The organism is Nostoc sp. (genome assembly GCF_035638895.1).
Classification (GTDB): Bacteria; Cyanobacteriota; Cyanobacteriia; order Cyanobacteriales; family Nostocaceae; genus Nostoc.
Genome location: NZ_DASQZC010000411.1, coordinates 20,167 through 41,187, shown reverse-complemented (window position 1 = coordinate 41,187; position 21,021 = coordinate 20,167). Strand labels below are relative to the sequence as shown.

General features: G+C 41.9%; 15 protein-coding genes. 4 read left to right on the top strand and 11 right to left on the bottom strand.

What is annotated here, in order from left to right; genetic code table 11:
• Positions 1-97 precede the first annotated feature (97 nt).
• The 3 genes from VE944_RS20460 to VE944_RS20450 all read right to left on the bottom strand — a co-directional run bounded on the left by VE944_RS20460 (position 98) and on the right by VE944_RS20450 (position 5,515).
• A complete protein-coding gene (locus tag VE944_RS20460; RefSeq protein ID WP_324981071.1) occupies positions 98-745 on the bottom strand; it encodes a tetratricopeptide repeat protein in 648 nt (215 codons plus the stop codon).
• 138 nt (positions 746-883) lie between these two features.
• Positions 884-3,058 carry a CHAT domain-containing protein gene (locus VE944_RS20455; RefSeq protein WP_324981068.1) on the bottom strand — a complete coding sequence of 725 codons (2,175 nt, stop codon included), beginning with the start codon at positions 3,056-3,058 and terminating at the stop codon, positions 884-886.
• A gap of 156 nt (positions 3,059-3,214) precedes the next feature.
• On the bottom strand, positions 3,215-5,515 hold the full coding sequence (locus VE944_RS20450) for a caspase family protein (protein WP_324981065.1): 2,301 nt from the start codon (positions 5,513-5,515) through the stop codon (positions 3,215-3,217).
• Positions 5,516-5,643: 128 nt separating this feature from the next.
• On the opposite strand from VE944_RS20450, the gene VE944_RS20445 reads away from it, so the two are divergent.
• Positions 5,644-8,412: a CHAT domain-containing protein gene (locus VE944_RS20445; protein WP_324981062.1), complete on the top strand. Its 2,769-nt coding sequence runs from the start codon at positions 5,644-5,646 to the stop codon at positions 8,410-8,412.
• A gap of 192 nt (positions 8,413-8,604) precedes the next feature.
• On the opposite strand, the gene VE944_RS20440 is transcribed toward VE944_RS20445, so the two are convergent.
• The 3 genes from VE944_RS20440 to VE944_RS20430 all read right to left on the bottom strand — a co-directional run bounded on the left by VE944_RS20440 (position 8,605) and on the right by VE944_RS20430 (position 9,853).
• Positions 8,605-8,799 carry a hypothetical protein gene (locus VE944_RS20440; protein ID WP_322690933.1) on the bottom strand — a complete coding sequence of 65 codons (195 nt, stop codon included), beginning with the start codon at positions 8,797-8,799 and terminating at the stop codon, positions 8,605-8,607.
• Positions 8,800-8,903: 104 nt separating this feature from the next.
• Positions 8,904-9,206: an RNA polymerase sigma factor gene (locus tag VE944_RS20435; RefSeq protein WP_324981056.1), complete on the bottom strand. Its 303-nt coding sequence runs from the start codon at positions 9,204-9,206 to the stop codon at positions 8,904-8,906.
• Positions 9,203-9,853, bottom strand: a complete 651-nt coding sequence (locus tag VE944_RS20430; RefSeq protein ID WP_324981053.1) for a hypothetical protein — start codon at positions 9,851-9,853, stop codon at positions 9,203-9,205. Before VE944_RS20430 ends, VE944_RS20435 begins: the two co-directional genes overlap by 4 nt.
• 79 nt (positions 9,854-9,932) lie before the next feature.
• Between VE944_RS20430 and VE944_RS20425 the strand changes: the two genes are divergently transcribed.
• On the top strand, positions 9,933-10,109 hold the full coding sequence (locus VE944_RS20425) for a ribbon-helix-helix domain-containing protein (protein WP_324981050.1): 177 nt from the start codon (positions 9,933-9,935) through the stop codon (positions 10,107-10,109).
• Between the two features lie 35 nt (positions 10,110-10,144).
• Here the strand turns inward: VE944_RS20425 and VE944_RS20420 are convergent, their stop codons facing one another.
• From VE944_RS20420 to VE944_RS20400, 5 genes are read right to left on the bottom strand one after another with little or no spacing between them, the layout of a single operon-like run.
• Complete coding sequence (locus VE944_RS20420) at positions 10,145-12,115, bottom strand: TnsD family transposase (RefSeq protein ID WP_324981047.1); 1,971 nt, start codon at positions 12,113-12,115, stop codon at positions 10,145-10,147.
• A gap of 41 nt (positions 12,116-12,156) precedes the next feature.
• A complete protein-coding gene (locus VE944_RS20415; RefSeq protein WP_324981043.1) occupies positions 12,157-14,109 on the bottom strand; it encodes a TnsD family transposase in 1,953 nt (650 codons plus the stop codon).
• Positions 14,110-14,123: 14 nt separating this feature from the next.
• Complete coding sequence (locus tag VE944_RS20410; RefSeq protein ID WP_322691586.1) at positions 14,124-15,707, bottom strand: ATP-binding protein; 1,584 nt, start codon at positions 15,705-15,707, stop codon at positions 14,124-14,126.
• Positions 15,697-17,892, bottom strand: coding sequence for a Mu transposase C-terminal domain-containing protein (locus tag VE944_RS20405; RefSeq protein ID WP_324981034.1), 2,196 nt, complete (start codon positions 17,890-17,892; stop codon positions 15,697-15,699). Before VE944_RS20405 ends, VE944_RS20410 begins: the two co-directional genes overlap by 11 nt.
• On the bottom strand, positions 17,889-18,731 hold the full coding sequence (locus VE944_RS20400) for a TnsA endonuclease N-terminal domain-containing protein (protein WP_324981031.1): 843 nt from the start codon (positions 18,729-18,731) through the stop codon (positions 17,889-17,891). The genes VE944_RS20405 and VE944_RS20400 overlap by 4 nt, the downstream gene beginning before the upstream one ends.
• Before the next feature lie 485 nt (positions 18,732-19,216).
• Here VE944_RS20400 and VE944_RS20395 point away from each other — a divergent pair, with 485 nt between their 5' ends.
• Both VE944_RS20395 and VE944_RS20390 read left to right on the top strand, forming a co-directional pair.
• Entirely contained in the window at positions 19,217-20,602 is a 1,386-nt protein-coding gene (locus VE944_RS20395) for a restriction endonuclease subunit S domain-containing protein (RefSeq protein WP_324981028.1), read from the top strand.
• Positions 20,603-20,623: 21 nt separating this feature from the next.
• Entirely contained in the window at positions 20,624-21,016 is a 393-nt protein-coding gene (locus VE944_RS20390; RefSeq protein WP_324981025.1) for a hypothetical protein, read from the top strand.
• Positions 21,017-21,021: the final 5 nt, after the last annotated feature.

Sequence of the window (21,021 nt, the reverse complement as noted above, 5' to 3'; positions counted from 1 at the left end):
AACTAATGCAATAACTTTGATAGTGCTGACAATAACCCCGCATACTTTTAAGGCTCAGGATTTTGCAATGAATCTAGTGCTGAAATAACAGTAATAACTATTCAACGTCGCGACGTTTAAGAGGAGGTGGAGGAGATGGATCGTGATTGCCATCTTCTCTGCCTGGTTCTTCTGCTACTAGGCGCATTGCTGTATTGATCAAGTTACGACGGGCAATTTCTAGTCCTGGTTGTGCGTTTGCTTCCCGGAAGATATTAAATGCCATAGGGAGCCTTTCATAAGCTGATTTATAATCTTGCTGAAGGTACTGGCTATAGCTGGAATTATTGATGACCTTGGCTTGCTCAACTTGATCCTCAATCTCTTCAAAAATTTTCAAAGCCAGTTCATAGCTTGCTTTCGCTTGAGCAAAATTTTCCATAGCATCATAAAGTATGCCGAGATTATTTAAAACCCGTCCTTCTTGCTGTCTATCCCTTGTGTCTTCTGATCTAAAGATAGTTAATGATTCTTCAAACGATTGTTTAGCCTTAGTGTAGGAATGTAAATAATAATAAGACAATCCTATAGCATTAAGTACCAGTCCCTCATCTATTTTTAATTGCAGATCCCGAAAAATTTCTATTGCTTGTTGATATAAGGTGGTCGCAGATTCATAATCTTTATTATCAAAACTCGTAGTCCCCTCTAACAATAACTGATTCGCTCTAGTTTTGCTTTCTAGCAAAGAATCTTCTGGTGGCATTTTTAACTCAACTTTCCTATGATTTTACTTAGCCTATCGGTGATCTTACCATTAATTATCTATTGGCTTTACTCACACCAAATCAGTAAACAAAAAATTACATTTTTTAATAGGGCTTGTTTGAGACAATAGATTTTTTCACAATCCATTACCAATGAGGATGAACGGTGCCCAGTAGTAAGGGTGGCTAAGATTCCGGGAAATGATTGCAGTTTGTCCGCTATTCCCTGGTGTCAATCTCACACTGCTTCGGTCTTTGCTGTCGCTGTTTTGATTCTTACCTGCAATCATGGTGAGTTGTGCTTGACGTAAGGATTCTGTTTTGGTTATCTTACCAGTGGCGAGATTTTGATACAAATACCGCATTAATTGGCTGGTACTGGCATCATTTACCAACCACAGAGAAGCAATCACCGATTTAGCGCCACTGGTAAGAAAATAGTAGCTTAGTCCAGATACCTCAATACCTTCTTTATCTTCTCCACCCCGCGCCGTTTCACAAGCAGATAGCACCACCAGATGAATTCCGCCTAAATCAGTTAAGTTTTTCACTTCGGGAATCTTGAACTGATTACCATCTCCCAGTAGTAGAAATGAATCTTCTGGGTTTTGAGAGATAAATTGAGCGTGGGTAGCAATATGCAAAATCCGATAATCAATCAGATACTTAAAAGCATCTTTGGTAAAATATTTGTTGATCAGGGGCAAACCTGGATAAATACCATTGGGATTGGTCTGACTGCGGATGATGCCATTAATTTCGTCTTGAACATTGGGGAGTGCATTAAAATTGCCAACCTTCTCAGATAAACCTAACCCCAGTACATGATCATTATCAATTTTTGGCGAAAGACGATCGCTCGTGTCGGTTAACCCCGCAGTCAAAATAGTAGAAGTATTAAAGGATTCAATTAAATATTTTTTGCCGTCGAACAGCGCAGCCATTGGGATGTAGCGGGTGGAACGGTCAAGAGAAAACACCAAATTCTGAATATGATTACTGTCTAACTCGGCTCGTAACGGTTTAACTAGCCATTGGTAAAGTTTCTGACTCACTTTTTGTAACTCTTTGACATCCCCTGGCTGTTCCAGCAATTGCCGAAACTCCACAACTGTTGTAGCTAGTTCTTTGCGTCCTACTGGTACAACCTTGCTGTTAAAAACAACCCCCTGTTTTCCGGCTTGAGTACCCCAAACTAGCCAGAGTTTATCTTCTAGCACTAAGGGATAAATTAACACCGTCTTGGGTTGGGATTGAACTACTTTTTGGGCTGCAACTGTGAGTTCTTCTTGCTGAATTTGAGCCGGATCTCTTTCGCGTTGTTCCTTGGCTAAAGCTCTGAGTTTGTCTGCTTGTTTGTTAAATTCTGTATTAGCTTGATCGCGTAGGGATCGCAGTTGCTCGCGTTCTGAGCAATAGGGTGGTTTACGTTCGCATTCAGTCAGCTTTAAACCTAGATTCACCACATTATTGTAAGGTGGAACTACACGCGATTCCACCGGAGTTAGGGGACTTCCTTGAGTTTCACCACCTGCTCTAGTATCTCTGGTGTAGTTCCGCAGTTCCTGGATTTTTAATAGTTCCAAAACTTGTTGGGCTTCGAGAACTCGTCCTTGGGAGAGTAACAAGTCAGCGAGACTGCGATAAGTATCTGCCACAGTTTGAGTATATGACTCTTGCTGCTCACGGGGTAATGTACGGATATTCTGCCGGATACCTTCACGCACATTTACTGATTGTTTGTAGAAGACAATGGCTAATTCTGACTGCTTTTGTTTTTCTAGTGTTTCGCCAATGTTAGCTAGAGTAAGCCCTTCCCCTTCACGATCGCCGATATCTCGCTGAATGCTCAGAGACTGCTGGTAGAACTCGATGGCTTTGGCATATTGCCCAAGGGAACTGTAAGCAGTGCCCAGACCCATCAGCGAGTTGGATTCGCCATTGCGATCGCCGATATCTCGCTGAATGCTCAGAGACTGCTGGTAGAACTCGATGGCTTTGGCATATTGCCCAAGGGAACTGTAAGCATTGCCCAGACCTATCAGCGAGTTGGATTCGCCTAAGCGATTTTTAAGTTCTCGATAAATTGCTAACGCCTGTTGCCAAGATTGGATAGCCGCTTTATATTGGCTGATATCAAATTGTTGCTTTCCTTGCTGCAATAGCCTGTCAGCTTCTGCTGTTTTGTCTTGGCTTGTCTGTGCTTGTACTGAGGTAGAGAAGGGATAACTGGAAGTTTGCAGAAGTGAGGGAATAAGCGTCAGCAGCAGTGGCGATGTGAATAAGCTAACCAGCCAGAGTCTTAAAGGCATTGCGGTTAATATCAGGGAAATTACTGATAATTCTACCCTCACTATATCTTAGGTAGAATTTAGATGCTTAGGCTGTCGCTCAGACAATTAACTAAACCACTCTTATAGGTATAGGTAGAATCGAAAATAAAACAAAGGATCGCAAGAGTGCAATTACTAATTTCTTTTTTGGTCAACAATCTCAAACGTCATAGATAACGCCGCCATCTGTTGAACATCAAACTGGCGAATATTTGTTTTTGTTTCACCACGAGTCTCGCTAGCCAGGTCATCTAGTAAACTAGCTACTGCATCTTCTGCCTTCTGAGCCACTTCAGTGGCACTTCTTTGTTCGTTCTTATGTTCCATTATCAATGCCTGTAGCGGTTTCAATGCTTTGTTAATTGGTACTGTACTCGCCACAATCAACACCTCTACAATCCCCAAAGGTTTACCAAAAGATATCTTTCCTCCTGTTTTCATTTCTGCCTCGCTTGGGATTTTAAGTGTTTCCCCTGCTGAAACAAGTGCAGCATTCTTGCTCTCACTCAAGGGAAATAAAATATCAATATCCCCATCAGGACTAAAGATTAATACTCCTATATGCAAATCACGCCTTTCTCGATTTTCAACGGAGATTTGTACGGGTTTGTCAACCTCAATTTGAGCAATCGACTGAGTTTGAGATTTTACCGTTGGCGGAATTCTTGGAGATAAGCTCTTACCCCCACGGATTGTAAACGACTCCGCTAGCAAAGACTGCGTATTTGCACCTGCAAGACTAGCAACAACGTTTAACCGAGATGAATTGGTATTGAGTGTGAGTTTTATCAGTCGGGCTGCTAACAATAACTTAAATTTCGTCTGTAGCCGATTGACTGCTTCATTAATACTTTCATCTTTTGTCCCAAATGAGCCAGGAATCGGCTCAAATCCCAACGAGAATAAACCAATACTATTTACAGGTGGCAAATCTGCGATCGCTCTTTTCTCAAACTCCTGGCGGTAACGAGGTAGCATTTTACCCAAGATGTAATGTACTTCCTGCTCTAGTAAAGGTGCTACTTCAATCCGGGGGAGCGATCGCAATGCCTGTTTTGCAGCTTCACTGTTGAGTGATTTATCTAACCCAATCCGTAATTTGAGATTAGTAGGAATTGCTCGGATTTGTTCTTGTAAGGCGGTTCCCGGAGCAATTTTGATTGCCGAATTAGTTTGAAGTAAGCCAGTTGCATTTAGGCGATCGCGTGACTCTATTTTTACAGTCCCTTGTGCTTGTCGGCGATCGTCCACAATAGTAAATATTGCCCCTTTACCCAAAGCTTCCAAAACTTGGGGTTCTGCACCAGTTAATAGCAGTTTTACAGTCTTTCCTATGATTTCTGTAATCACAGCCTCTGCTGCTGGTTTCTGCATCGGGGCAAAAAACATCGGCTGCTGATCATCATTGCTACCGGATTTTACCTCAATATCCGGCTTTTGCCCACGAGAATTTTGTATAGTTTTCAGAAACTGCTCAGTTTTCGCAGCAGCAGCCACGACTACTTTACCCATCGCCTGATTACTCGTTTGCTGCCAAAGCTGTCGAGTCAGCGAGTATGTAAACACACCTGCATGAACATCACGAGCAAATGCTGCATCAGCTGCTTCCTGATTGCGCTGGGCTGCGAAAATTGCTGCACCGTTAACAATATTTTTTCTACGTCGAGCAATCCATTCTTCCTGAGATAGCTTCAAATCAGTCAGCCAGCGCTGCTGATATGCCAATTCTTCTTGACTAGCTGCCAATCGTGTGATTCTGTCGCCTCGCAATTCTACATGACCGGGGCGCGACCTGATAATTAAATTCCCGCGCACTCCACCGCCAGAGTAGCAACTATCGAGAATGAATGTAGCGTTTTTAGTTTTGCGCCCAAGTGCTTCCCGCAGCAGAAATATAGTGCCTGCGGTAATATCATTAACTTCACCACCTTTCTGGGGATAGCCATCAGGTAAATCTGCGTCAACTGGGACAATGGTTCCGTTAAGATTATCTTTGAATACCTGATTTGGGTCAATCACATTCGAGCCATGTCCTGAGTAGTGAAAGACTACTACATCATCTGGCGACTTAACCCATTGAATTAGGTGCTGCTCAAATTTATCTAGAATAGTTTGACGAGTTGCTTGGCGATCGCTCAACACCAAAATATCATCTGGATGAAACCCAAAGCGATGAATCAACAGTTCTCGCTGAAGATCCACATCATTTACTGCCCCCTTTAACTGATACCACAATCCTTGTGTCTTTAAGTCTTGGGCACTCGTCCCAGGATAGTCATTAATGCCCACTAACAGCGCTCGTTTCCGGCGTGTATCCTGTGCGAGAACCTTGCCATAATGTAAAGCCGCTTGCTGCATACCCAGTTGATTGATACCCAGAACTGTTAGGGATGCACTGAGCGATTGTAGAAACTGACGACGTTTAATAGAAGACATACCTCACTCTCTCAAACCTGAATTAAGGATTAAACAGTATCTCAAAATACAGATTGCCATGTTCTTTAGTCTCCAACCTGGCAATGAATTAGGTAAAATCTTCAGTAATCTCCCCCATTTTAACTGTAATGTCCCTGCACCTCAGATTAGTTAGCTGGATCGCGCCACCTCTGCTACTGGTGCTTTTTCCCTACCTGCTGCCCATTCCCAGTTACATACTCTCTACCTCAGCACAAGCACAGACTAGCCAAGACCCCAAAGCAGAAGCAGACAAACTTTTACAACAAGGAATTCAACAACTTAATACAAGTCAATTTGGGGCAGCACTCCAGTCTTGGCAACAAGCGCTCAAACTCTATCAACAAATCCAAGACCGCCAAAGCGAGGGTAAGGCTCTGGGCAATCTCGGAATTGCTTACTTCTCTTTGGGCAACTATGCCAAAGCCATTGAGTATGGACAACAACAGTTAGCGATAGCGCGAGAAATCAAAGACCGCCAAAGCGAGGGAGCCGCTCTGGGCAATCTCGGACTTGTTTACTCTGATTTAGGCAACTATGCCAAAGCCATTGAGTATCATCAGCAATTATTAGCGATCGCGCGAGAAATCCAAGACCGCCAAAGCGAGGGTAAAGCTCTGGGCAATCTCGGACTTGTTTACTCTAATTTAGGCAACTATGCCAAAGCCATTGAGTATCATCAGCAACACTTAGCGATAGCGCGAGAAATCAAAGACCGCCAAACCGAGGGAGCCGCTCTGGGCAATCTCGGACTTGTTTACTCTAATTTAGGCAACTATGCCAAAGCCATTGAGTATCATCAGCAATTATTAGCGATCGCGCGAGAAATCAAAGACCGCCAAGGCGAGGGTAAAGCTCTGGGCAATCTCGGAATTGCTTACAAAAATTTAGGCAACTATGCCAAAGCCATTGAGTATCATCAGCAACACTTAACGATCGCGCGAGAAATAAAAGACCGCCAAAGCGAGGGTAACGCTCTGGGCAATCTCGGAATTGCTTACTTCTCTTTGGGCAACTATGCCAAAGCCATTGAGTATCATCAGCAAAACTTAGCGATCGCGCGAGAAATCAAAGACCGCCAAAGCGAGGGAGCCGCTCTGGGCAATCTGGGAATTGCTTACTCTCAATTGGGCAACTATGCCAAAGCCATTGAGTATGGACAACAACAGTTAGCGATCGCGCGAGAAATCAAAGACCGCCAAAGCGAGGGAGCCGCTCTCAATAATATTGCCTGGTCACTAGAAAAACAGCAGCAATCAGAATTAGCCATTGTCTTTTACAAGCAATCAGTCAATGTGCGAGAGAGCATCCGCAACAATATTCGCACATTACCCCGTGAGCAACAAGAGTCCTACACCCAAACCGTAGCACATACCTATCGCCGTTTAGCTGACCTGCTGCTCTCTCAAGGAAGACTACTAGAAGCTCAACAAGTTCTCGAACTCCTGAAAATCCAAGAATTGCGAGACTTTACCCGCAATGCTAGAGCAGGTGGCGAAACCTCTGGAATTGCCTTAGCCCGCATCGAAGAAGAAATCCTCAACAAATATGGCACCCTCATCGTCTTTGGACAACAGGTTTATGAATGCGAGCAGAAAAAATGTAGCACCCTCAGCCAACTACGAGATCAACTTGATGTCTTAACCCAAAAATTCCAGCAAGACACTAATGCTTTTCGTAAAACCCTCCAAGACCGACTCGCCAAAGACCCCGCACTCCTTGAACCCGAACAACTCCGCACTACTGCTGCCAAAATTGTCACTGCTGAACCAGGTACAATCCTAATTTATCCCCTGGTTTTGAAAGACAAAATTCGGATTCTCCTAGCTAGTAGAGCCGGAGAAAAGGGCGTGGTTTTCCGCAGCTTTGAAACACCTGTCAACCAACAGCAACTTTGGAAAACGGTAAACCAATTCAGAACCCAACTGTCCAGCCCTGAAGATGAGACAGCCGTCAAAGCCACAAGTAAACAATTATATAACTGGCTGCTCCAACCCTTAGAAAAGGAAATTAAAGATAAAAATATCCATCATTTAGTATTTTCCCTTGACCGTTCCACCCGCTACATCCCAATGGCAGCCCTATTTGATGGGCAACAATATTTAATTGAGCGTTATTCTGTTTCCACAATTCTGAATGCAGGTTTAACAGATGTCAAAGAGCGCTTACCCAACAACAAGCAAGAGATTCGCGTCTTAGCAATGGGAGTCTCTAAAGCCTTTCCTGGGTTTAATGCTTTATCAAATGTCCCCAATGAATTAGCCACAATCATTCAGCAGTCGGGAAAAGCACAACAAGGCATTTTCCCCGGCTCAGAGTTCCTCAATGAAAACTTTACTTTTAGCTCTTTGCGCGACAATCTCACAGGTAATAAGATATTGCATCTAGCTACCCACGGTAAATTTGAATCTGGTCGCCCGGAAAACTCTTACCTCCTCTCTGGTAGTGGTGATAAATTAACCGTTGATAAAATTCAAACACTAGGTAACTACATGGCAGATACCCATTTAGTTGTACTTTCCGCTTGCGAAACTGCTTTGGGTGGAGAAAATGCTGATGGCTTGGAAATGTCTGGTATGAGTTTTTACTTTCTTACTAATGGCGCTAAATCTGTTATTGCCTCGCTTTGGCTCGTCAACGATGCCAGCACCAGCCAATTAATGCAACAATTTTACCAGAATCTTTCTACAGGTCAGATGACCAAAACAGAAGCTTTACGTCAAGCGCAACTCACCATGCTCAAAAGCAACAGCCAAGGCAGCGACAGCAACCGGAGTAGCGTTAATTATAAATTGGGTCAAAGTGAACAATCTATTTCCCGTAATCTTAGCCACCCCTACTACTGGGCACCGTTCATCCTCATTGGTAATGGATGGTAGAGTAAATAGCTAGCAGGAATCATACAATTGTAAAGTTTCTAAAGCAGTTGCGAGGTTGCTATGTGGGGCTGTATAACTGCGATCGCTGCTAAGTTAACTTGCTATCCAAGAGCTTATTCATACACAAAACCCTTCCTATCTACAAAATGAAGAAGAGTTTTGCAACGAGTATTTTATACCTGATGGTTAATTTCAAGTAGTTTGGTCTTGTTTCTCCGACGCTACATTGAAAATTAGTGTAAAACTCATTCCTGGAATCAATCGGTGTAAAACTTGTAGATGAGCTTCCGCATCACTGCGGCGACGAAAACGGGCTAAAATCCGGTGCTGCATATTAGGTAGAAGCCGGATAACACACCAAGGACTGAGCTTTTCGGAGTAAGTCATAAAAATTCTCTAGGTCGTATCTGTACTTTCCAAGACAAAAGCCAGCCTACTGTGATGGTGGCTGGCAAAAAATATCAGAATGATATTGAAATTGGGTTTAAGTCCTACTCACTCTTGTCTGGAAAACAAAACTTTTTCAAGAGTTCTTCAGGAATCTCCTCGAAGTGTTCAAGTAAAAAACTCATTAGGGCAAGGTGGCGTAAATCGTTAGGCATCGGGCGACGGTAGTTGCGTCCCCTAGAAAACCAGCGCCGAACAGTGGAAAGTGAGCGAGAACAAATTTGAGCAATTTCTTCGTAATTTACCTGCCACTTGGAGTAAAACTCCTTGGGAGTCATTCCCAACTCACAGTAACTGTAGAGTTGAATTAAATCTTGCTCTCGCTGCTTCAATGGATGAGGATTCATAAGTTTGTTTCCTCGCTGATTGGTTCCAAATCCTCTTCCCAGGCAATGTCAGCAGATGTCCAAGATGCACTGGGACTGTCTTTGCTTAACCAAATTAGGTAGCACCATGTCCAACAGCAATGATGGGGCGCATAGCTATAGAATCTACCAATGACAATACCCCAGTCAGTATCGCTTTCAGCAGAGAGCCAACGCAAGCGATCGCCATATAAAAATCTAGGTGTATTCGCTGCATCAGGAAAATTGGCTGGAAGCTCAATAGATGTGTTTGGGAATTTTAGATTAATTAAGCCAGGTACTACATCCTGGTTAATGTGTCGGATGAGATTGAGATAATCAGCAATCAACTTACCATTAATGCTACCAGTCAACTGAGAAATTAGAATCGCTGCTAACATTTCTATTTCTTGCTGCTTGAGTTGCATCCAAGTGCTATCAAAGTCAGCATCAGAGTAGTTGCTGAGTTTTGCCAGTAATTCTGTGATACCGAAATCATCTAGAGCTTGTTGATAAGCTCTGTGTTGATCTATTTTGTAGCTAACAGGCTTTAACATGGAAAATGTCTCCTGTGATATGGGGGCCGAAAGCCAGCGTCGTCTCTGAGAAAGTTGATCGCTGGCTTTTGACTTATAAGTAATTATACGCATATTTAGTGTGCTTTTGTGTTAATTTATGTGTTTATGTGCGTTTAAGTTAAAAGCACACAATAGCGCTTATGATAATCACATGGGAAAAGTAACAGTAACTCTTTACATGGAAGAAGAAGACAAAGAAGCTCTGCAACAACTAGCAGATGCAGAGGAGCGTTCTTTGTCTCAAATGGCAGTGTTAATTCTGAAAAAAGCGATTAAAAAAGCGCAAAATGAAGGACAAATCCTTTCAGATCAAGGGAAAGACAAATAATGGGATCATGCAGTATATGAGGTATTGATCTATGTTCAAAGCGTGACCTTAATTTTGCCTTCTGCATCCTCAACTGTACCCAACAGGTTGAAAGAGTCCAAAGCAGTTGCGATCGCTTCCTGAACTAAAGGTAACTCTCGTATCTCTGGACGTAACCCAGCACGACGCACCAATTGCCACCTCTGGGGAACAATATTCTCTTGACGGAAACAATTCACTGCCCATTGAACTCTTCTGACTGCAAATTCTTCTCTAGTTTCGCTCAGTTGAGCTAGAACTTCTGCTGTTTTTGGCAGCCTTTTGAGATGTCTTTTGACCCAAGCACTTGCAGGATGAGCAAGAGAATTAGCGATCGCTGTTCTGCTAATCCAAATAGGGCGGTTAAAATCTTGCTTCAATTGCTGTGCTACATCCTTAACAGTTTCCATTGTTTGATCATCTCTGCTATCCCAATCCACATCTGGAGTGCCATTGTTTGTTTTTGGTGATGGCAAATGCTCCTGTAACCACTTCCGGTCATAGTTGTATAATTGCCCATAAAGTGCTGGAGCTTTACTTCGTAATCGGGTTCTTCCCATGCCTGGATTTGCTTCCATTAATTTCAACCATTGTTTTCGGGATGATTGAATAACATCTTGGTTGAGATTCAATGGCTTTTTACGAGGCTTGAGAGAGGGGCATAATTCTGTTGCTGTAGCCTTAGTATTCGACCGTGGGAAATTCAACTGTAATCTACTTGCTTGACGTAGAACCGTTTTAAAGTCAACTCCAAGATGCTGACCCATCTGCTTTAGGGTCAAGGATGAATCTTCCCAAAGAGCTTTCAAAGATTCTTCCCACACAGAACCATAAAACGTGACCTTAGAGTATCGAAAACAATCTTCTGGCGATTCATCAGGGCCACTTCGACAATAGACAAAACCACAGGTACAACCAAATGTACCAACTGGTTTGTAATTCTGCTGATTGTATGTAATCTGACATTCTTTAACTTGCAGTTTTTTGTAGTGTTTGCATACAGGATTCAAGCATGGCCAAGAAGCATGACCGAATGGAGGTGGCGCTTCTTGTAACTCAAAGAATTCTTTGGCCGTATGACCCAAAAACTTGATGAGTAGCAAATGACGTAGGGGATGGTGAACCCTTTGAGGAAAGCGCACTAATTGGGCGAGCCAGTTATCACGGATCTGTTCATCAAGTGGGCACTGAACCCGATCTAAGATTTGCAAAGGATAGTAATTTTTAAATGCTTTCAATAATTCCTGAATACGAATTCTGCCAGCGTAAGTTACCCAATCTGGATTCCTCATCGCTAAAGATTGGTATTTTTTATGTAAATTCTCTAAGCCAAGAACTATGTGGCAATGCTTCAAAAGCCAATCTACCTCTCTAGCTATGCTCAACAGAATTTGGTGACTAGGATTCAAAGGGTCTATTGGGCAAGGAGATACTATTTGGGATGCCTGTTCTGCGGAAATAAATTCATATATGCGTCTACGATTTTGCGTTAATACACTACTGTTTTCTAAAAAAACTTCATGAGTAGGGCAGACTTCAACACCAGGTAGTTGATGAAGACGATGCCAGTAGCACTCACCAAATCGCTTCTTATCATCTTGTATGCATAAAGGACAAAAGCGCAGATGATCAGGTATCTTAATGATGCCAGCCACAATTCCTAGACGTGCATGAATTTTCGAGCCATTATCCCCACCCATATCTTCCTGAATAAGATGAAGTCGTTCTGGGGGTAGAAAAGGCCTGTAAAAAGGTAATAGAGTGTGATTATTTATGAAATATTCAACTGTATAACCTGAGTTAGGAGGTAAGCCAGCAACAAGTTTATTCAGCTTGCTTGGCAGGTCAACAATTGCGATCGCATTTTTTGTTTGAAATAAATCCTGAACTGTTGATCTTTGGCTAGGATACTGTAATCGGTCTTGAAATCTGGCACAGATGCTGTAAAACAATTCATCTGGATAGGGATCGGGAAAACAACCAAGCATTACACCTTTTTATGAATATCAAATTTTCTGATATGAACTTTCTAGTCTGCACTGCTAATACAATCTTTGGTAATAAAAGATTTCTGAACAGCATCAATTATTTCATTAACCTGGGGTGTTGCCGCCATTTTTTGACTAACACAAGCTCGCTGAATTAATTGCTTACTTGTTGGATGTATATTTTCCTGGCGAAAGCACTCTGCTACCCGTAAAATTTTCCGAATAGCAAACTCATCGTAGCTTTCAGCCAATTCTGTTAATGTTTGGCATGTTAATGGTAGCTTATTGAGATTTTCGCGAATAGTTGATGTTTGACCAATATCTTTACAGAGTCGATTTTTTGTGATTCTTACTAAGTGTCCAGGAGAATTTTTCATGCGTGAGGCGGAAGCTATTAATGCAGATGTCCACTCAGCATCACGCTTTTCCCAGTTAACGCGAACTGTTGGTACAACCTTCACTCTTTTGCGTGGTGGCTTATGTGCTTCCAGCCACTCAGAATCGTATCTTGCAAGCCACTTATGAATGCCTGAAAGTTTATTTATAAGAAATTCCCGATTAGCATTGGGGTTTGCTTCTATCAAAGATAACCATTGGCTTCGATAAGTTTCCAGTTTATTCTGTTCTTGAGACTGAGAATTACTTAAGCTATGCAGTAGCCTTTTATCTATTCTTGTCGGCTTGGAGCTTAGACGGGGTAATGGTAAACCTAAACGAATCGCTTGAGATTTAATTGCGTCTTTGCTAATTCCCAGACGGCGTCCTATCTCCCTGAGGCTGATTTCTAAATCTTCCCATAGATTTTTCAGAGCCATTTCCCATATTGTTCCGTAAGACTCTACTCTGTTATAGCGAAATATATCTTCTGCACAAAGGTCAGGGCCTACACGATAATAGGTGAAGCCACAGGTACAGCAAAACTTTCCTACGGGAGGTTTAGACTTACGCTTATAGCTATAACTAATTTGACACTCTTCTATACATAACTTCTGGAAGTTATCACAAACAGGATTAAGGCATGGCCAGGGCTTGTCACCAAAAGGTTTCCACTTATCAGATAAATTAAAAAATTCTTCAGCCGTGTATCCAATAAAGTGGATGACTAACAAATGCCGTATGGGATGCTTTACCATACCTAAAGCCTTCCTCACTACTAAAATTATCCACGGTAGGGGATTTTTACTTTTATAGTCTATTTCACAGTGAAGTGAATTCAAAAAATCAGAAGAATAAAAATTATTAAATTGTTCTATCATTTTACGTTTATAAACAGTTCCTTTGTGAGTTGCCAAACCTTTTTCAACTAACACTTTAATATATCTTTTATGTAAAGATTCTAAACCTGGGTTTAAATCATTTTGCTTCAGTAGCCAAGCAGCATCACGAGCAATCTTGAGAAGAGCTTCATGCTCAGTATTTGACAGATTAAGCCAACGAGGTAAGGTTGGGCATACCTGTTTCTCTGCTGAGATGAACTCATAAACTTTTGTCTGTTCACGTATGCGTACATTACTTTCTTCTAAAAAAACAGCATGGATTGGACATACCTCTACACCAGGTACTTGATGAAGGCGATGCCAATAGTATTCGCCAAACTGCCTTTTGTCCTCTACTGCACACAAGGGACAGAACCGCATCCAAGTTTTTCTTGGTATGCTTAAGACACCTAAGTGAAAATGAATTGCAAATTTTTTGTCACCTTTCATATGTTCTCGAACAAGATGCACTCGCTCAGGTGGGCAAAAAGGGCTATAAAAAGGTAGTAATGTATGGTTGTTAATTAACTGTTCAACTGTATAGTGATGTCCTTGCGGTAGAACCTTAATAAGGTAATTGAGACGTTTTGGGAAGTCGATAGTGGCTACTGCTTCGTCGTATCCAAACAATTCCCTCATTGTAATTTGAGCATTTTCATATTTCACCCTATCTTGGTACCGAGCACAAATGCTGTAAAGCACTTCATCTGGATAAGGATCGGGAAAAAAACCAATCATACTGCAATTTCCTTTTAAAGATATTCAGTAGCAGATCGGACATAGCCTTCTAGTTTAAGAGCTTCATAAGCACTAATTCTTTTTTTTGCACCAAGAGCTACAACCTTAACTAAGCCATTATTTACTGTAGCTGTGTTACGAGATTTCTTCTGGTTCTTATTCGTTTCAGTATGGGTAGGAATTGAAACATCTGTTAGATTGTTCGCTAATTCTGAAGTAGAAGAGTCAAAAGCTAAATTTTGAGGATTAGTGCTGACATGTTCTTGATCATTTACCAGACTTTTTTTAATTACGGGTGAAGAACGAATTTTACCTATAACTTGTGAACTATTTTGAGATGCTTCTAAGAAAGAATTAAGATCGATAGGATAAACATCCTCTACTCTTTGCAGTAATTGGATGTTACCTGTTTTTAACGCTGATAGAATCGGTTGAGCTAGACGAAGGCTGTCCTTTGCAACAGATCGAATAATGCTTTCGGTTACGGTTTCTTTCTCTGTAGCGATCGCCCGAATCTGCGCCAACATATAAACCTTAACGGCAAAATCAGTAATTCCCTGGGTTACTTCATACAGGGTATGACTTAACTCTGGCTTTAATGGAATAGGTTTTCGGACATACTGGTATCGCCAAAGTGATTCGACAAACAATTCCCACACATCATCCTCTGCCATTCTGTCCCAAACTAGATCGCCTTGACCACTACCGCGACGGATTTGGCGAAACTCGCCACTCAAAATAGACATCGCTTTATAAGTTCCTACGAGAACAACAGGAATACCAATGGTATTGACTAATTGGACAAAGAAATTGAGCATTTTGCGTGAGCCACCACTTTTAGCTTCGCTTAAGTGTTGAATTTCATCGATTACCAATACTCCAATGCAGTGTAGTGAAGCTATACGAGCAATGTTTGGTATCAATTGATCGACTGTAAAGCGATGGCCACTATAGTTTTTTGAGTAATTAGTTCCCAAAAGGTCATCAACCGCTTGGAAGAAATTTAAACACAATCCTTTAATAGAGCCATCAAAAGGGCAATCCAACTTTAGCCAAACAATTTGCATCAATGTAAAATTTTGTCCTTTATAGTGGCTATGAATAATAATTTGGGGATAAAGAGACAAAATTGCTTCCACAGCAGTTGTCTTACCGACACCACTAATACCAATAATTGTGAAACCTGTGGCTGTTGAGCGCAGATGAGTTGAAGTAATTTCACTAGAACTCAGAGTATTGATTCGCTTTTGGAAATCTCTCTTAAACTCTGGTGTTAATGGATTGCGTGCTTGATACCCAGATCGAATCATGCGTGATAAACGCTGTTCCAAATCCACATGAATTGGAAGAGGTTCAACAAATTGCAGTGCGTTCTGTACCAAATGTAAACGCAAGTGATTTGGTAGCGATCGCTCCTTCTGGTCATAACTTGGGTAGCGTGCTAGAAGCGTCATAGCTTCTTCTTCTGCAAGAATTTCTGGTAACGCCTCAATCAAAGGATTATTCTGGTAACTAGCAATTAAGGGGTCACAGTATGAAGCTGCTACAACTGCCCCTTTACCAACCAAGACAGATGGTGTCAAATTACTATTGGTCATTGTTCCAGCTCTTCTCTCTTAATTTACGTAACTTATCAATAGGCTTTGGTGGAGCTACATAACCTTCGTCATCCTCTTCTAATTCAGTGACTGAAGGCATTGGAATTAATTGTCCTGGTTGATCGGAAATTTCTTTAACCCCTAGTTGCCATGCTTGTACTTCTCGTTCGTTCTCACGCTCCAACTTGTGATTTTCCCGAATACCTTGGATGCGCGATCGCTTACTCTGGACAGTAAGCACTTTTTCTGTTTTTTCTTTAGCTTCGGCAACAATCTTATCTACCTGAGCATGGAATGTTGCTTTTTGCTGTTGTTGGCGAGTGGAAGCTGCTTCTTTGGATTGTTTTTGCAGTTCAAAATAGTCAATGGCTTCATGCCAGTCCCGTTCTTGAAAGGTTTTTTGAGTGTCAATTAATTGACAAGGTTCTAATCTTCTACTGTCATCAAGACGCAAATAAATAATGTCAAGTCTGCGTGGATCGTAGGCAATGAGAATCTTCCATCTACCATTTGCTCTTGCTTTGACAAACCACTGTTCTCGTAAAGCTAGTTCACAAGTGTAATTCAAACCTTGATAGTAAATACCTTGAGGGGTAACTGAAGCTTCAGCAAAGGGTAGCAAATTTAAACGGACAATTTCAGGTGCAATTTGGCGTAAGTGACCACCTCGATTTTGGACTCCCCAATTCCAAAGTTCGATAGGGTATGGTTCAACGTATTGCTGAATCATAAACTCGTCCATTCGATACCAATCCATCCGGTGGTGTTGGTTATGGTCAAGTATGCACAAAATAATAAGTTTTCTAAATTGTTGGAGGTCAAGAGTTGCATTAAGTCTATAGTCTTGATCGCCTCTTTCTCGTACTCGATTAACTGCTCCTGGCATCCAGTGAATCATCTTTTCGTTACTTAAACGAAAATTCCGTTCCACAATTCCTTTCCAATCTGCTCGGTAGGGAGGTGTGTTGGATACTCTGATATTTAGAGCATTTACTAAATTATCGGCATTATAACCTTCTAGTTCGCCTCGGTCTGCCAGGATAGCTTCAGGTAGGTGATGGGTAGGCCAATCAGCTTCATCAATTTCAATGCCATATTCATAGCAAAATGCAACTTTGTCGCTCGTTGCATTTTCAAGAGCTAACATAGCGCCTAGCCAACTTGGCCCCTCTAGACTGACACTAAATCCTGTGATGAGTCGGCTAAAAGTATCAATAATAAAGTAAATTACAGGGCGACCAATAATACGGTTTCGGTCTAGGGAACTTACTAGATAAATATCGCCAATGGTAGCGTCAATTTGATAAATTGAGCCTGGGCCAAAGGCCATCTGTGTTGAATTTCCAAGTAATGCTCTATGACGTAAATTAAATCTGCGCTTACCTTCACGGGAAATTTTTTCCTGGGTAATATTCCGTTCTTTTTCATACCAGTATCGGAACTGAGCAAATGTGGGAAGTTCTCTAGCAGGAGGTAGTATGGGAACCAATGCCCCATTTTTCATTTCATAACCGACATGAAAGTGCTTTTCCAATGTCTTCTGAAAAGCATCTTTTAAAGTTCTTTCTTGTCGGTTTTTGTAAAATGATGCGATGCCACGGTAAAATTTTTTCCTAATCTTATCATCAACATTAACCCCAATGGGTATCTCGGTTACTTTTGAGAGCTTACTTGGACGACCACGCTTACAATTAGAAGGCTTTCTTTCCTTACCTTTTGCACCACATCTATCAAAAAGGGGAAGAAGGGCATTTTTTGTTTGTCCACCTTGCCAATAACGCCGTAGATAATTATAAATCGTCTTTTTTATGCAGCCTGTGCGTTCGACTGTTGCTTCTATACGTTGACCGCGATCGCGGGGATTAAAAATTAGCTCAATGTCACCCTCAACTAATGGGCCAATGACTTCCCATGCTCGGTCTCTACGCTTGCAGTGATTCTCTGAAATTGCATTTTCAGGACGAAGCAACTCTGCGTATGGATCAATTTTGAGGATACAAATTTCCTGGGATGCGATCGCTACTTCCAAATCTTTGCATTTTTGCCATTTTGGGAGAGCCTTGGAGTTGTTAATCTCTATTGTCACTACGTCTGTACCGGATGGATCAATCCACAGTACACGCTCAATCTCAATGTCTGTCTTAGTATCTTGCCACTCCAGCAGCATATTCACCAAGAGGCTCATCCTACACCGCCTAATTTTTGGTTTACTGCCAATGGATTTGTTAGGAGAACTAATGGCTCACTAGGATTAATTGATTTATTTATGTCAACCAACCACGATCGGTTGGCAATCAGATGACGAGCAACAGAGAGACCTATACCGGGTTCTAGACCAAGTTTGTCGTCACAATCAGCAGCTATGCTTGCTAGAGACTCATGCTGTTCGACTACTCTCAAAGTTAGGGCTGTTGTAATTCGACGAATCTCAGATTCTGATATGGTGGAGAGGTCTTCAACATTGAGGAAAGGGTGTACCCAATCAATGTTTCTAGCCAATCTTTCAGGAATTTCATGTTCCGTTACAATTCCCCAATTGATATCTCTGGACTGCCAGTATTGACGCTCAATTTCTAACTTTTGTACTGTGCGCTCTGATTGCAAATCTTTAGCGGATTTAATTGTGCGTACATGTTCAGTAACTCCTATTTTCTGACGCACAGTAATAACAAAGTCTGTGGTCATCACGATTGGCTCTTGAGTTTTGGGGTCTTTAGGATGGGATATACCAATCTGTTCAGCGATCGCTAATGTTTCTTCCAGAGGTAGCAGGGGATATTGCTCTCGGATGTCACAGATAATAGGCGACCATTCTAGTATGTAGAAATAATTAAGTTCAAGGTTGCTGTGTAGGTGGTGAACTCGATTGGTTTTCCAACCCTTTATCCTGTTAGCAAGACCTTGGGATGCCACATCTTGAATCAATAGCCAGGGTTTGTACTTAGAACCTACACCCTGCCCACGACCCTCGCTGATAAACCTATCAATAACTGCCTGATTGGTTGTTCTCTTACGTTTAGCCATTTAGTTACCTCCAATTAAAGTGGATATATTCGCAAATGTCAGTCGCTCAAAAATCAAGCAAGTAGTCTGACAACATTGGTTTTTCCTCTACGTTAGGTTTAATCAATCTGCTAGGAATCTTGTCCTGTAAATATTCTGCTTGAGGGGATTACTTAACGTTGACAAGATTCAACCTTCAGTAGATCACCACTGCTGAGTAGCAAATACTTGGTTATCTAGGATATGTAACTTAATTTCAGCATCAGGTTACTGAGGAATAGTTTTCTGAGCATACCACATTTTTTGTAAAATCCATGTGAACTCACAAAACTACTTTTTTAACCTCACGGGAGTACTAAGATATGAGAAACAAAAAGTAATGGTGACTTGAGGCAAACAACTCGCTAATATTTTCTGCCTCCACCTTGCTAGTTAGAGGATAATCTTGTTGAATTGGCAGAGATAAAGATTCAAGAACGGGTTTGCCGTGGGCAGAGGTAAAGAAATTGAACGCGCCACTCCATAGTCGGATTCCGCCCAAAATTTTGTATCAAGAGGATTGTTGGAGTGCTGACTTGTACTGCAAAGCGGCAGCCCAAATTTTTCGCGGAACTTTTTCCCGTGTAGCAATTGGGGAGATTGGTAACTGTCTTGAAGGTTGGCGGGTGAGTACTCAATCTGGAACAGATGCTTACGATCGCAGAATTGAAAAAACTCGTATCTACCGTCAAGCAAATTTGGACTGTATGAAATTTCGCCTTGATGCGGAAGACTGGGAAAAACCAACAATTGAAGAGGAGTGGTGTGTTCAACCAGGGGATGTCGTCCTGAATAAAATTCCACCGCTACGTGCTGCTGTGGCAACTTATAGGCTACCTCGTCATCCAGTAGATGCAAATTGCATTCTTATTAAAGCTGTAAAACCCCCCTTCGGTGTTTGGGTAGCATTTTGTCTCAATCAAAAGCCTTATGAGGCTTACCTCCTCCATCGCCAAAGTGCAGCTATTCTGCCTCGTGTCAGTTTAAAGGTGTTGTCTAATCTGCATATCCCCTTACCATCAGTTGCAGAGGCAAGTTTACTTCATGGGCAGGTGTGGGAATGGAACGACAATATTCTGGAAAATAACGAATCTTTAAGGCGTTTGATTGCTGACGTTGAAGCCTATGTAGCGAATGAACAGCAACAATTAGATGAGTCGGAGGCGGGTTTTAATCAGTCACTATCAACTGGGCAATTTTTTCCGGCTGAGTCTATAAATGATTCTTTAGTGCCAACTCATGTCAAACTATCTCACCAAATGCGACTGTTAAAGGATCAACTAGGATGGCTTTCTTTAGAGAATTTGCTTTCAGAAGATGAAATTTCTAGAAGTCGTCTGTATGGTGATGTGCCAGAACAGGGGCGTTATTTGCGATTAAGCGATATTGGCACAGATTTAAGTTTCTCACAACCAGAAGAAATAGAAACAGCACCTGCGCCTTGGCGGATTTTTCGCCAACCTCTCACTTCTGGGGAGGTATTGCTTTCAATTTTAGTCACTAGCCCACGGGTAGCTTTTATTGATCAAGCACCCACGGACAAAATATATGTCACCGACCATTTAGAAAGGTTACGGTTTCGGGAAACATCAGGAGCTTGGGCTTTGGTACTAAATACTACTGCTATTCGCACCCAGTTACAAGGGATGGCAATGGGAACTGTTCAACAATTTACCCATCCTGGTAATATTCCCAAATTAAAAGTCCCTGATGTACCGTTAGCACTGCGCCAACATTGGGAAAAATTGTTACTGCTACATCACCAAAGACAGCGAGAGTTAGATGAAGAGTGGCAAAATATTTGGAATTCGGCACAAACTTTATTTAATAAAGTTCACCAAATTTCGTCCTAGCCTAGAAAGTTCAATATCAATATGACACCAGCTATTTATGAAGCCATCACAACGGCATTAAAACGCGAACCTTTACCCCTAGACAAAGTATATACACTAGCTAAGGATAGGGGTAGCAATTGGCATCAAGCACAGATTCACCTTTTTCTAGCCTGTATGGATGGGGTGGAAGTTGAAGCAACGCCAGAAAAAACGCCGTTGGTGAGGTTGGGACAACGGACAGAAAAAGAAGAACTGGTAGAAGCCATTATTCAAGTGGTACAGTCAAATACTGGGAAACCTATGTTAGCAGCAGAAATTCGCCGCCAGCTACCGAAGAGGTTTGTTACCACTGAGGAAAAAATCAAAGCTTTGGCAAAAGAGACACCTGTTTTGGAAGTATTCGGGCCAGGGCGTATCCGCTACAAGGGTTAATCAAA

What these genes read in the sequence shown, in the direction of transcription:
- VE944_RS20460 (WP_324981071.1), bottom strand. Translation starts at nt 745, where the DNA reads ATGCCACCAGAAGATTCTTTGCTAGAAAGCAAAACTAGAGCGAATCAG.
- VE944_RS20455 (WP_324981068.1), bottom strand. Translation starts at nt 3,058, where the DNA reads ATGCCTTTAAGACTCTGGCTGGTTAGCTTATTCACATCGCCACTGCTG.
- VE944_RS20450 (WP_324981065.1), bottom strand. Translation starts at nt 5,515, where the DNA reads ATGTCTTCTATTAAACGTCGTCAGTTTCTACAATCGCTCAGTGCATCC.
- VE944_RS20445 (WP_324981062.1), top strand. Translation starts at nt 5,644, where the DNA reads ATGTCCCTGCACCTCAGATTAGTTAGCTGGATCGCGCCACCTCTGCTA.
- VE944_RS20440 (WP_322690933.1), bottom strand. Translation starts at nt 8,799, where the DNA reads ATGACTTACTCCGAAAAGCTCAGTCCTTGGTGTGTTATCCGGCTTCTA.
- VE944_RS20435 (WP_324981056.1), bottom strand. Translation starts at nt 9,206, where the DNA reads ATGAATCCTCATCCATTGAAGCAGCGAGAGCAAGATTTAATTCAACTC.
- VE944_RS20430 (WP_324981053.1), bottom strand. Translation starts at nt 9,853, where the DNA reads ATGCGTATAATTACTTATAAGTCAAAAGCCAGCGATCAACTTTCTCAG.
- VE944_RS20425 (WP_324981050.1), top strand. Translation starts at nt 9,933, where the DNA reads ATGGGAAAAGTAACAGTAACTCTTTACATGGAAGAAGAAGACAAAGAA.
- VE944_RS20420 (WP_324981047.1), bottom strand. Translation starts at nt 12,115, where the DNA reads ATGCTTGGTTGTTTTCCCGATCCCTATCCAGATGAATTGTTTTACAGC.
- VE944_RS20415 (WP_324981043.1), bottom strand. Translation starts at nt 14,109, where the DNA reads ATGATTGGTTTTTTTCCCGATCCTTATCCAGATGAAGTGCTTTACAGC.
- VE944_RS20410 (WP_322691586.1), bottom strand. Translation starts at nt 15,707, where the DNA reads ATGACCAATAGTAATTTGACACCATCTGTCTTGGTTGGTAAAGGGGCA.
- VE944_RS20405 (WP_324981034.1), bottom strand. Translation starts at nt 17,892, where the DNA reads ATGAGCCTCTTGGTGAATATGCTGCTGGAGTGGCAAGATACTAAGACA.
- VE944_RS20400 (WP_324981031.1), bottom strand. Translation starts at nt 18,731, where the DNA reads ATGGCTAAACGTAAGAGAACAACCAATCAGGCAGTTATTGATAGGTTT.
- VE944_RS20390 (WP_324981025.1), top strand. Translation starts at nt 20,624, where the DNA reads ATGACACCAGCTATTTATGAAGCCATCACAACGGCATTAAAACGCGAA.